Raw genomic sequence first — 12,283 nt, 5'->3', positions numbered from 1 at the left:
CGTGGGCCTCACAGCCCACCGCGCCTGATCACCTCGGCGTACCAGCGCGCGCTGTCCTTGGGGGTACGGCGCTGCGTGGCGAAGTCGACGTGGACCAGGCCGAAGCGCTGGCAGTACCCGTGTGCCCACTCGAAGTTGTCGAGCAGGGACCAGGCGAAATAGCCGCGCAGCGGCGCTCCCTGCGCCACGGCGTCATGGCAGGCGCGCAGGTGGCCGTCGAAGTAGGCGATCCGGTCGGCGTCGTGCGCCTCCTCGTCGTAGGCCGCCCCGTTCTCGGTGACGTAGAGGGCGGTCACGGGGTAGTCGCGGGCGAGCCGCAGGAGCAGGTCGGACAGCCCGCTCTCGTCGATCTCCCATCCGATGGTGGTCCGCGGCCGCCCGCCGTCCACGAACCGCACCGTCTCCGATCCGACGTACGGGGTCGGCTTGTCCGGCGGGAGAGCGAGACCGTCGCCAGAGACGATGGCCGGGGTGTAGTAGTTGACGCCGAGGAAGTCCAGCGGCGCGGCGATCGTCTTGAGGTCGCCGTCATGGACGTGCTCGAAGTCGGTCACGGCGGCGAGGTCGGCGATGACGTCCGCCGGGTACGCGGCCCGGTACAGCGGGTCCAGGAAGATCCGGTTGGCCACGCCGTCGATGCGGCGCGCGGCCTCCAGGTCTTCGGCCGAACCGGTCGCGGGGCTGACCTGGGTGGGGTTCAGCGTGATGCCGACCCGCGAGCCGCTCATGGCGCTCGCCGCCAGGCCGTGACCGAGCAGCAGGTGGTGCACGGCACGGATGGCGGCGGCGGGCTCGCGCCGGCCGGGCGCGTGCTCTCCGGTGGCGTACCCGAGGTAGGCCGAGCACCAGGGCTCGTTGAGCGTGGTCCAGTGCGTCACCCTGTCGGCCAGCGCGTCGTGTACGGCGGCGGCGTAGTCGGCGAAGCGCAGGGCCGTCTCCCGCACGGGCCAGCCGCCGGCGTCCTCCAGCGGCTGGGGCAGGTCCCAGTGGTACAGCGTCGGCCACGGCTCGATCCCGCGCCCCAGCAGCTCGTCCACGAGACGCCGGTAGAAGTCCAGGCCGCGCTGGTTGACGGCCCCGGATCCGAGCGGCTGCACCCGCGGCCAGGCCACGGAGAAGCGGTAGGCGCGCAGGCCGAGCTCGGCCATGAGGGCGACGTCGTCGGGGTAGCGGTGGTAGTGGTCGCAGGCGACGTCGCCGGTGTGGCCCTCGCGCACGTTGCCGGGCTGCGCGGAGAAGACATCCCAGATCGAGGGCTCGCGTCCGTCCTCGGCGACCGCCCCCTCGATCTGGTAGCTCGAGGTGGCGGCCCCCCAGAGAAAGCCAGGATCGAACGTGTTCACGCCTTGACGGCTCCTTCCATGATGCCGCCGATGATCTGGCGGCCGAATACGAGGAACACGGCCAGCAGCGGCAGCGTGGCGATCAGCGTTCCGGAGAACATGAGCGTGTAGTCCGTGTAGTAAGTGCTGGACAGCTGACTGAGCGAGAACTGGACGGTCGGGTTGTCGGCCTCCAGAACGGCCAGCGGCCACAGGAAGTCGTTCCAGGTGCCCATGAAGGTGAACAACCCCAGCACGGAGGCGCCCGGCCGCAGGGCCGGCAGCACGACCTTCCAGAAGATGCCGAAGGTCGAGCAGCCGTCCACCCGCGCCGCCTCGACCAGCTCGTCGGGGACGGCCCGCTCGGCGTACTGCCGCATCAGGAAGACGCCGAACGCCGAGACCAGGAACGGCACGATGACCGCCTGCAGCCGGTTCTGCCAGCCGAGCTCCACCATGATCATGTAGAGCGGGATGATGCCCATCTGGACCGGGATCATCATCGTGGCCAGGATGACGAGCAGCAGCGCGTTCCTGCCGCGGAAGCGCAGCTTGGCGAATGCGAAGCCGGCCAGCGAGCAGAAGAACACCACCGACACGGTCACGGTGCCGGAGGCGATCGCGGAGTTGACCATCCCCAGCAGGAAATTGGCGTCCTCGGCCGCGAAGAGCCGCGTGACGTTCTCGCCCAGGTTGCCACCCGGGGTGAGCGGCGGCGGCCAGTCGCCGACGACGTCGTTGGCCCTGGTGGCCACGACGAACAGCCAGTAGAGCGGGAAGACCGACAGCGCGATCGCCGCCAGCAGGGTCAGGTAGACCAGGGGTCCGGAGTTTCGCACGGCTATCTCGCTCTCCGCGTGACCAGGAAGTTGACCAGGGCGAAGACCACGATGAGCAGGAAGATCATCCAGGCGACCGCCGAGCCGTAGCCGTAGTCGAAGTCCTTGAAGGCCTTCTCGAACATGTACATGGCCACGGTCTGGAACTGCCGCAGGCTGCCCCCGGAGATGGCGTAGCCGCCCTGGCCGAAGATGAGCGGCTCGGTGAACAGTTGCATGCCGCCGATGGTCGAGATGATCACTGTGAACAGGATCGCCGGCCGGATCAGCGGCACCGTGATGCCCCAGAACTGCCTGACCTTGGAGGCGCCGTCGATGGCCGCCGCCTCGTACACGTCGCGCGGCACCGACTGCATCGCGGCCAGGAAGATCAGCGCGTTGTAGCCGGTCCATCGCCAGTCGACCATGACCGAGATCGCCAGCCAGGACGACCACTTGTCCGCCCGCCAGTCCACCGCGTCCACGCCCAGCAGGGCGAGCAGGCCGTTGGCCATGCCGGCGTCGCGGTCGAAGATCTGGCTGAAGACGATGCCCACCGCCGCCACCGAGGTGACGATCGGCGCGAGCACCCCCATCCGGAAGAACGTCAGCGCGCGCAGCCGCTGGTTGAGCAGGCTCGCCACGACCAGCGCCAGGAGCAACTGCGGGACCGTGGCCAGCACGAACATGCCGAGTGTGTTGACGACCGCGTTCCAGAAGTCGGGGTCGGCGAACAGATCCGCGTAGTTCGCCAGCCCGACGAACCCCGTGTCCCCCGCCAGGTCCCAGTCGTGCAGCGAGACCCACGCGGTGTACAGCAGCGGGAAGAGCCCGAAGACCCCGAAGATCACGAAGAACGGCGCCACGAAGAGGTAGGGCGAGCCCACCAGGTCGAGGCGGGACAGCAGCCCCGCCCGCGACCTCGCGTGCGCGGCGGATGGCACCTTGCTACTTCGCAGCACGCTTGGCGTCCTCGACGGCCTTGGTCCAGGCTTCGGCCGGCTGAAGCTTGCCCTGCTCGACGGCCATCAGCGCGTTGCCGACGCGGTCACCGACCGGGTTGTTGTTCGGCCCCAGGTAGACCGGCTTGAGCGCTTTCGCGCTCGATCCGAAGATCTTCCCGACGGGGGCGTTGTTGAAGTAGTCGTTGACGAAGCCCTGCACCGCCGGGTCGTCGATGGCCTGCGGTGACGAGGGGAAGTTGCTCTTGGCCTTGAACGCCGCGATCTGGCCCTTCGGGCTGGTGAGGAATTTCACCAGCTCGGCCGCTTCCTTCTGGTGCTTGCTCTGCGTCGGCACCGCCAGGAACGAGCCGCCGCGAACGGCTCCGTCGCCGGGCACGCGCGCCACGTCCCACTTGCCGGTGTTCTCCGGCCCCGCCTGCTCCTTGATGACGCCGAGCATCCAGGACGGGCACGGGATGGTGGCGAACGTGCCCTTCTTGAACCCGGCGTTCCACTGCGGGCTCCACTGCGCGAGGTTCGCCGACAGCCCGCCCTGGATCATCTTGACCGTCTGGTCCCAGGCCGCCTTCACCCCGGGATTGGTGTCGATCACCAGGTTGTTGGAGGTGTCGTAATAGGTGTGGTCGCCCTGCTGCATCAGGATGTTCTGATAGATGCCGCCGGCCGAGTCGAAGAAGTGCCCTCCCGTCTTGGCCTGAGCGAATTTCTGCCCGGTGGCAAGGTAGGCGTCCCAGGTCGGCCAGAGCTCGCCGACCTTCTCGCGGTCGGTGGGCAGCCCGGCCTTGGCGAACAGGTCCGTCCGGTAGCACATGCCCTGCGCGCCGACGTCGGTGCCGAGCCCGACGAGTTTGGAGCCGTCGTTCGTGAGCGCCTGCTTCCACTTCCATTCCAGGAAGTCGGCCTTCAGCGACCCGGCTCCGTGGTCGAGAAGGTTCACGAACTGCTCGGGCTTGGCCATGAACTGGATGAGGATGCCCTCCTCCAGCGCGACCACGTCTCCGGCGCCGCTGCCCGAGGCCATCCACTGCTGCAGCTTGGGCAGGTAGTCGCCCAGCTGGGCGATGTTCTCCTGCTTGATCGTTATCCCGGGATGAGCGGCCTCGTACTGCTTGTAGAGCTCCTCGTAGCCGAACTCGCTGAAGGTCTTGACCACCAGGGTGATCTTTCCCTGGGTCGCGGTGTCCGGCGTCTGTGCGCCGGTGCCGCACGCCGCGAGCAGGCCGGTGAGGGTGGCGGCGAGCAGCGGCCGCGCCAGCCTTGTCGTCATGTCATATCTCCCTGCTTCCGGGAGCGGTTCCAGTGGGGACTGATCCGCTTGATACACTCGACTACCTGCGTTGACGCCGCGGATTGTGCCGGTGTTCCTGTGCGAAATCCGTGCATTATTGGGAGCGCTCCCAGCCGATGTTAGGGGATTGTCGCACGGCTGAGAAGAGGGCGAAGAGAACAAGGATCAATCTCCGCGAAACGGTTGACAGCTTGTGATGCCGTGGCGGAAGATCCGGCACTGACGCCGCGGTGTGCCGGGGACGATCTGTCCAGCGACCTGAAAGGTCCCGGTATGTCCGCCATACTCAGGCTGTCCGCAGCCTGTGTCCTCCTCCTCGCCGGCCTCGCGACCCCCGCGCACGCCGACTCCTACGAACGGTTACTCAACGGCGGCTTCGATGCCGGCAAGGACCCTTGGTGGAGCGGCCAGAACACCCCGTCACGCATCGAATCGGGCCGGCTGTGCGCCGACGTCCCCGCCGGAACGACGAACCCGTGGGACTCCATGATCGGCCAGAACGACGTCCCGTTGGAGGACGGCCAGCCGTACACGCTCCGCTTCACCGCCTCCGCCAGCCGGGACGTCACCATCCGCACCACCGTCCAGCTCGCCGGCCCGCCGTACACCACGCCTCTGGACCGGCGGCCCGAGCTGACGGCCACGCCGCGGACGTTCGAGTACACCGCGACGTCGAACGTCTCGGACGCGCACGGACAGGTGACCTTCCAGATGGGCGGCGCGACGGAGCCGTACACGCTCTGCCTGGACGAGATCTCCCTGGTCGGCGGGGTGCTCCCACCCGGTGGCGTCCGGGACCTGGGCTCGCCGGTGCGGGTCAACCAGCACGGCTACGCGATCTCGGGCCCCAAGCGCGCCACGATCGTCAACCCCGGGACGCAGCCGCTGGACTGGCGCCTGCTCGACCCGAGCGGCGCCGCCGTGGCCCAGGGCCGCACCCGGGTGCACGGCGCCGACGCGATGTCCGGCGACCAGGTGCACGTGGCCGACTTCTCGTCGGTCCGCAAGGCGGGCACCGGCTACACGCTCGCGGTCGGCGACCAGGTCAGCCTGCCGTTCGAGATCGGCGACGACGTGTACGACGGGCTGCGCAGGGACGCGCTGGCGTACTTCTACCACAACCGCAGCGGCATCCCGATCGAGGCCGAGTACGTCGGCGACGCCTACGCCAGGCCCGCCGGGCACCTCGGCGTCGCACCGAACCAGGGGGACACCCGCGTCCCGTGCCTGCCCGGCGCCTGCGACCACACGCTGGACGTGCGCGGAGGCTGGTACGACGCGGGCGACCACGGCAAATACGTCGTGAACGGCGCTCTGGCCGCCTGGCAGCTCATGGATCTCTACGAGCGCTCGCGCGGGCAGGGCGACCGGGAGGGGATGCGCGACGGCCTGCTGCGCATCCCCGAGGCCGGCAACGGCGTCCCGGACGTGCTCGACGAGGCCCGCTGGGAGATGGAGTTCCTGCTCCGCATGCAGGTGCCCGGCAGCGGCCTGGTCCACCACAAGGTGCACGACGCCGCGTGGACCGGACACCCGACGATCCCGCATCTGGACGCACAGCCGCGCTACCTCTATCCGCCTTCCACCGCCGCGACGCTCAACCTCGCCGCCGCCGGCGCCCAGTGTGCCCGGATCTGGAAGGCATGGGACCGCGCGTTCGCCCGGCGTTGCCTTGAGGCCGCCGAGACCGCCTGGCGTGCGGCCCGCGCGCATCCCGACCTCTTCGCACCACCGGGAGGCGAGGGCGGGGGCGCCTACGACGACACCGACGTCTCCGACGAGTTCTCCTGGGCCGCCGCCGAGTTGTACGCGACCACCGGCAAGCGCTCCTACCTGCCCTTCGTCACCACGAAACTGACCGCGGACGGGTTCTCCTGGCAGTCGACCGGCGCGCTGGCCGACCTGGCCGTCGCCCGGCTGCCCGGCCGCTTCCCCTCCGCCATGTTCGCCGCCGCGCGCAAGCGGGTGCTGTCCGTGGCCGACGGCTACGTGCGCGACATGAACGCCCAGGGGTACGCCAACCCCTACCTTCCGGCCGACGGCACGTACGTCTGGGGCTCCACCAGCGCCACGACCAACAGCGCAGTGATCATGGCGACGGCCTACGACCTCACCCACGACCGCCGCTACCGCCAAGCGGTCCTGGAGTCGATGGACTACCTGCTCGGGCGCAACGCGCTCAACCAGTCCTACGTCACCGGGTACGGCGAGCGGGCCAGCCACAACCAGCACCACCGATTCTGGGCCCACCAGATCGACCCGAGCCTGCCCAACCCCGCCCCCGGCTCCCTGGCCGGAGGCCCCAATTCCGGTCTCCAGGACCCGGTCGCCCAGCGCAACCTCGCCGGCTGCGCACCGGCCAAGTGCTACATCGACGACATCGGCTCCTGGTCCACCAACGAGGTGGCGATCAACTGGAACTCATCCCTCGCCTGGATCGCCGCCTTCGCCGACTCCCTGTGACAGGGGATCCCAGAAAGGAAAGCAGTACATGCGAGTATTAACCCGGTTGGCGGCCATCACGGCCGCAACGGTGACCGCCCTGTCGGTGGCCGTCGCGACGCCCGCCACAGCCGCGACCGAGCTGGTGGTCAACGGCACCTTCAGCTCCGGCACCACGCCATGGTGGAACTCCGCCAACACCTCCATGGCGGTGGACACGGGGCGGCTGCGCGTCAACGTGACCGGTGGCACGGCCAACCCGTGGGACGCCATGGTGGCCCAGAACAACATCGCCCTGACCAGCGGCAAGTCCTACACGTTGTCCTTCGACGCCACCGCCTCCGCCTCGGTCAGCGCGGTCACCACCGTGCAACTGGCCGACAGCCCGTACACCAACACCCTGACGCAGCCGATCGCGCTCACCACGACGAGCAAGCGCTTCAGCTTCCCCTTCACCTCCAGCCTGAGCACGGCGGCCGGACAGGTGTCGTTCCAGCTCGGCAAGAACGCCGCCCACACCGTCTACCTCGACAACGTCTCCCTCACCGAGACGACGTCGGGGTCCGGTCCGATCAGCATGACGAGCGGCTTCTACGTCGACCCCAACTCCAACCCCGCGGTCTGGGTGAGGAACAACTCCGGCGACTCCCGGGCGGCCCGGATCCAGTCCTCGATCGGCTCCAAGCCGATGGCCCGGTGGTTCGGCAACTGGAGCGGTGACATCGCCGCCGCCGTCTCCAGCTTCGTGGGCGCGGCCGACAGCGCCGACAAACTGCCGGTCCTGGTCGCGTACAACATCCCCGGCCGCGACGCGTGCGGCGGCCACTCCGGCGGCGGCGCCGGCACCGAAGCCGCGTACAAGACGTGGATCTCCGCGTTCGCCTCCGGCATCGGCAACCGCCCCGCGGTCGTCGTCATCGAGCCCGACTCGCTGGGCGACTTCGACTGCATGAGCGAGACGGCCCGGCAGGAACGCATCCGCATGCTGACCTACGCCACCGAGCAGTTCCGCGACAAGGCCGCCAACACCTGGGCCTACCTCGACGCCGGCAACGCCGGCTGGACGGCACCGGCGACCATGGCATCCCGGCTGCAGAGCGTGGGCGTCGCCAACGTCCGCGGCTTCTCGGTCAATGTCTCCAACTACTACACCACCAGCCAGTCGACCACCTACGCCAACGCGATCAACTCCGCGCTCGGCGGCACCGCCAAATTCGTGATCGACACCAGCCGCAACGGCAACGGCTCCAACGGCGAATGGTGCAACCCGTCGGGCCGCAAGCTCGGCACCACCGCGCAGGTCGGCGGCGGCGCCGAGATGCTGCTCTGGGTCAAGGTCCCCGGCGACTCGGACGGCAACTGCGGCATCGCGCCGAACGTGCCCGCCGGAACGTTCAGCCCGGACATCGCCATCCGGCTGATCGACGGAATCTGAGCAAGCCGCCATTCCCATCGGGGGTGGGCCGGGGTTTCCCGGCCCACCCGCCGACGGGTCGTCCGGGAACGCCGAGTTGCCTGCGCAAACCACGCTTATTCATCCACCCGCTCTTCGCGTAAAACTGCCGCTGGAGAGGAATCACCTAGGTGGACATGACGATCAAGGTTCTGGGGCCGGTACAGGTGTGCGGGGCCGACGGGCGGCCGGTCCATCTCAACGGCAAGCAGCGGGCGGTGCTCGCCGCTCTGGTCATCAACGTCAACACCCGGGTGTCCAAGGAACGGCTGGTGAAGGCGTTGTGGGACACCCCTCCCGCCTCGGCCGTCCATAACTTGCACACCTACATCGCTCAGTTACGAAGAGTGGCGCCATTCGGCTCGAGACTGCTCACCAAAGAGCATGGATACCTTCTCGAGGCGGACGTCGCGGAAGTGGATTTCCTGCAGTTCGAGGAGGCGATAGGTGCGGCCCGCAGCCATGCCGCACAGGAAGAGTTGCACGCCGCGGACCGGCAGTTTCACAGAGCTCTCGCATTGTGGCGTGGGAGGCCCGCGGAAGATACCTGGCTCGCCGGTTTCCTGGCCGCTCAGGTCACCGGACTGGAGGAGCGACTTGCCATCGCGAGACTCGACTGGGCCGAGACGAAACTCGCCCTCGGCCGGCCCAAGGAAGTGATCGAGGACCTGCGTCCATTTGTCGCCGAGCAGCCGATGAACGAGCACGCCTGGTGGCTGCTCATGCTGGGGTACGCACGAGCGGGGCAACGCGACAAAGCCCTTGAGTCCTTTCGGCGCGCCCGATCGGTGCTCGTCGACGAGCTCGGTGTGGAGCCGGGTGAAGAACTCCAGCAGCTCCACGTCGCGGTCCTCGCAGGCACCGAACCTACGGCCAGGCGCGCATCGCCGATGGGCCAGGCTCCCCCGGAGCTCAACTCTTCGGGCGACGCCGAAGAAGCCGATCCGCTCACGATCGACCAGGAAGCGCGGCTCGCCCGGTTCGCGGCCGAGAAGGGCGGGCCGGAGCCTGCCGCCGCGCCCTTGGAGGGGGCGCCGGGCCGCGGCACACAGGACCGGCTCGACCGCGCCGAGACGACGCCTGGTCTCGGTCATGCCCAAGAGGTCATCGGCGACCAGCCGTGGGAGGAGCAGGCCGGGGACCTGCTGATGCTCGCCCTGGCGCAGGAAGAGCAGCGGGCGCGGGGCGTGCTGGTGGAGGAGCCGGGCATCGGGCCGGGCCGGGATCCGCGGCGGCTGCGGGTCGCGGTCCTGGGCGGCGAGCCTGACCGCGCGCCGATCGAAGGAGGTGTCTGCCAATTGCCGGCGGACATCGCCGATTTCGTCGGCCGGCAGGACGAGCTGGCGGCGGCGGTCGAGGCACTGTGCCCCGGCGGCGATCAAACGCCCCTGCCGCTGTGCGTGGTTTCGGGTCAGGGCGGCATCGGCAAGTCCACCCTCGCCGTACATGCCGCGCATCAGGTCCGCCCGGAGTTCCCCGACGGGCAGCTCTACGTCAACCTGCGCGGCGGCGACGCCCGTCCCGTCGATCCGGAGGAGGCGCTGGGCCGGTTCCTGCGCGCGCTCGGCGTGGACGGCACCGCCATCCCCGCGGGTCTGGACCAGCGGGCCGAGCTGTACCGCAGCATCCTCGCCAAAGGCCGCTACTTGGTCGTGCTCGACGACGCCGCCGACGAGAGCCAGATCCAGCCGCTGCTGCCGGGCACGCCAGAATGCGCGGTGCTGGTCACCGCCCGGCGCCGGCTGACCGCCCTGCCCGCGGCACGGCTGATCGACCTGCCGGTGATGCCGCCCGGCGACTCGCTCGAACTGCTGCGCGGCCTGATCGGCGCCGAGCGCGCAGCCGGGGCGCCCGCGGACGCCGACCTGCTCGTCCAATGGTGTGGCGGGCTGCCCCTGGCGGTGCGCATCGCCGGCATCCGGCTCGCCGCCCGCCCGCACTGGGCCCTGGCCCAGCTCGTCACGCGGCTGAGCGACACCCGCGACCGGCTGAGCCAGCTCTCGCACGGCTCCCAGACGGTACGCGCCAGCCTGGCGGTCGGCCACCACAGGCTGACCGCCCCGGCGCGGCGGCTGTTCCGCCTGCTCGGCACGCTGGAGGCGCCGGACTTCGCGGCCTGGGTGGCCGCCGCCCTGCTCGACCTGCCCGACGCCGAGGCCGAGGACCTCCTCGAGGAGCTCGTGGACGTACGCCTGCTCGACGCCCGGCGCGACCCCTCCGGCCGGACCCGGTTCCGCTTCCACGACCTGACTCGCGTCTACGCCCGCGAGTGCGCCGAAGCCGACGAGAGCGAACACGAGCGCGACGCCGCCCTGCGCCGCGCGCTGAGCGCCTGGCTCGCCCTGACCCGGCAAGCGCACATCCGGCTGTGCGGCGGCGACCACCGGCTGCCGCACGGCCGCGGCCCGCTCGGGTCACCGGAGGCGAAGGCCGCCGACCGCCATGTCCGCCGCGACCCGCTCGACTGGGTGGACGCCGAGCGCGCCGGCATCGTCGCCGCCGTACGACAGAGCGCCGCCCTGGGCGCCGGCCCGCTGTGCCGGGAGCTGGCCTCCACCGCCATGCACCTGTTCGAGACCCGCGGCCTCGACGACGAATGGCACACCACGCACGAGATCGCGTTACGCTGCGCGCCGGCCACGGGCGACGTCCGCGGCCAGGCGGCCGAGGGCCTGTCGCGGGCCGGCGACCCGAGCACCGAGGTCACCGTCTTGCGCTGGGGCAGGCCGGATCCACTTCTCGGAGGGCCGCTTGGGGACTCCGGCGGTTCCTCATGATGAAGGGTCGCCATCGACGTCGATCGTGGCTCACCGAGTGACGTCGGTGAGCGGGACACCGTTCGCCCCGGTGAGGCGGGCGAGCACCGCGTCGTTGCTGGTGGCCTTCGCTTCGGCGAGTTCCTCGCGGGTGACGCCCACGGCGGTGATGAACGCGACCTGGCCGTCAGGGGCATCGATCACGCCCAGGTGCGGGTCGGTGACGAAGACCAGCGCGTTGAGTCTGCTGGTCTCGGGGCCGAGCTGCCCGCCGACACCCATCCGGTGCCCATCGGCGAACGGGTAGCCCTCGCCGAACACGTACGTGCCGAGATTCTGCAGTGTCGCCAGTGCCCAGCTAGGCGGCAGTTCGTCGCCTTCGTCGCGCGGGACGCGCATCGTCAGCTCGAAACCGAGGCCGCCGGCACCCGGTTCGGGGTCGACGTCGAGCAGACCGTCCAGGTCGCTGAAACCCCACGTGACGAGCAGCCAGTAGCCGTCCGCGCGGTGCGCGCTCAGCTCTTGGACGCCCTCACCCACCGGGATGTTGGTCGCCCAGCGCAGCGGCTCGTCATCGGGGAGGTGCGCCTCCAACGCGGTGACGATCGCCTGTCGGCTGCCTTTGCGCCATCGGGGGACACCGCCGTGAAGGTAGGCGTCCATCAGCCCGCCCCAGAACGTGTCCGGCGCGAGAGCGCGCTCGTCATGTGTCCTCAGGTCGGCGACGAGCTTCTCGAGGTACGCGCGCGACTCTTCGAGGTCCGCCCCGCCCATTTCCTGCGCGCACAGCTCGATTCGGTACAGGAACTCCACGAACGCGCCGAGCGAGGTGTTGATGGTCTCGGGCTCGGGAGTGGGCACGCCGTCCTCCAGCGCGAGCAGGTAGACGTTGCTGCTCTCCAGCTCCACGGCGTAGCGGATCCGGTCGTCGGTACGGCCCTTACCGAGGATCATGAAGCGTGCGGGTCGGTTCGGGGTCTCGGCATCGAAGACCGTGAAGGCATCGAACGGACCGTCCACGTGCATCGTGAAGAGAATGTCGGCGGTGACCGGCAGGCCGACCTCGCACAGCAGCTCAACGTCCGCTGGCCGGAAGCCGCGCTCCTCCACCTGGTCGCGGTCGAGCGTGACGATGCCGTCCGTGCCGAAGACCCGGACGAGTTCGGAGCGCGTGACCACTGGTGGCCTCTTTCACAGGGGGTGGGAGACCATCAAGATCGTAGTGCTGCGGTGTCCCAC

Annotated in this window: 8 protein-coding genes; 3 read left to right on the top strand and 5 right to left on the bottom strand. The window is 69.6% G+C overall.

All coding sequences use genetic code 11. The features are described from left to right. Window positions 1-8: 8 nt before the first annotated feature. From ACWDRB_RS00150 to ACWDRB_RS00135, 4 genes are read right to left on the bottom strand one after another with little or no spacing between them, the layout of a single operon-like run. Window positions 9-1,343: a GH1 family beta-glucosidase gene (locus tag ACWDRB_RS00150; protein WP_449891224.1), complete on the bottom strand. Its 1,335-nt coding sequence runs from the start codon at window positions 1,341-1,343 to the stop codon at window positions 9-11. Beyond that, window positions 1,340-2,161: a carbohydrate ABC transporter permease gene (locus ACWDRB_RS00145; protein WP_363965129.1), complete on the bottom strand. Its 822-nt coding sequence runs from the start codon at window positions 2,159-2,161 to the stop codon at window positions 1,340-1,342. The genes ACWDRB_RS00150 and ACWDRB_RS00145 overlap by 4 nt, the downstream gene beginning before the upstream one ends. 2 nt (window positions 2,162-2,163) lie before the next feature. Then, the gene (locus ACWDRB_RS00140; protein WP_449891223.1) at window positions 2,164-3,102 is read right to left on the bottom strand and encodes a carbohydrate ABC transporter permease; all 939 of its coding nucleotides are present in this window, start codon (window positions 3,100-3,102) and stop codon (window positions 2,164-2,166) included. Beyond that, complete coding sequence (locus ACWDRB_RS00135) at window positions 3,089-4,372, bottom strand: ABC transporter substrate-binding protein (RefSeq protein WP_449891222.1); 1,284 nt, start codon at window positions 4,370-4,372, stop codon at window positions 3,089-3,091. Before ACWDRB_RS00135 ends, ACWDRB_RS00140 begins: the two co-directional genes overlap by 14 nt. Window positions 4,373-4,666: 294 nt before the next feature. Between ACWDRB_RS00135 and ACWDRB_RS00130 the strand changes: the two genes are divergently transcribed. From ACWDRB_RS00130 to ACWDRB_RS00120, 3 genes are all read left to right on the top strand, one after another. Continuing rightward, a complete protein-coding gene (locus ACWDRB_RS00130; protein ID WP_449891221.1) occupies window positions 4,667-6,856 on the top strand; it encodes a glycoside hydrolase family 9 protein in 2,190 nt (729 codons plus the stop codon). 28 nt (window positions 6,857-6,884) lie between these two features. Next, window positions 6,885-8,270, top strand: coding sequence for a glycoside hydrolase family 6 protein (locus tag ACWDRB_RS00125; RefSeq protein ID WP_449891220.1), 1,386 nt, complete (start codon window positions 6,885-6,887; stop codon window positions 8,268-8,270). Window positions 8,271-8,425: 155 nt separating this feature from the next. Continuing rightward, window positions 8,426-11,065: an AfsR/SARP family transcriptional regulator gene (locus ACWDRB_RS00120; protein WP_449891219.1), complete on the top strand. Its 2,640-nt coding sequence runs from the start codon at window positions 8,426-8,428 to the stop codon at window positions 11,063-11,065. Window positions 11,066-11,095: 30 nt separating this feature from the next. On the opposite strand, the gene ACWDRB_RS00115 is transcribed toward ACWDRB_RS00120, so the two are convergent. Continuing rightward, complete coding sequence (locus tag ACWDRB_RS00115) at window positions 11,096-12,223, bottom strand: suppressor of fused domain protein (protein ID WP_449891218.1); 1,128 nt, start codon at window positions 12,221-12,223, stop codon at window positions 11,096-11,098. Window positions 12,224-12,283 lie beyond the last annotated feature (60 nt).

The organism is Nonomuraea sp. NPDC003707 (assembly GCF_053587055.1).
The sequence above is the reverse complement of the archived record's forward strand: the minus strand, read 5'-3'. Positions and strand labels throughout refer to the sequence as shown.

What these genes read in the sequence shown, in the direction of transcription:
- ACWDRB_RS00135 (WP_449891222.1), bottom strand. Translation starts at nt 4,372, where the DNA reads ATGACGACAAGGCTGGCGCGGCCGCTGCTCGCCGCCACCCTCACCGGC.
- ACWDRB_RS00130 (WP_449891221.1), top strand. Translation starts at nt 4,667, where the DNA reads ATGTCCGCCATACTCAGGCTGTCCGCAGCCTGTGTCCTCCTCCTCGCC.
- ACWDRB_RS00125 (WP_449891220.1), top strand. Translation starts at nt 6,885, where the DNA reads ATGCGAGTATTAACCCGGTTGGCGGCCATCACGGCCGCAACGGTGACC.
- ACWDRB_RS00120 (WP_449891219.1), top strand. Translation starts at nt 8,426, where the DNA reads ATGACGATCAAGGTTCTGGGGCCGGTACAGGTGTGCGGGGCCGACGGG.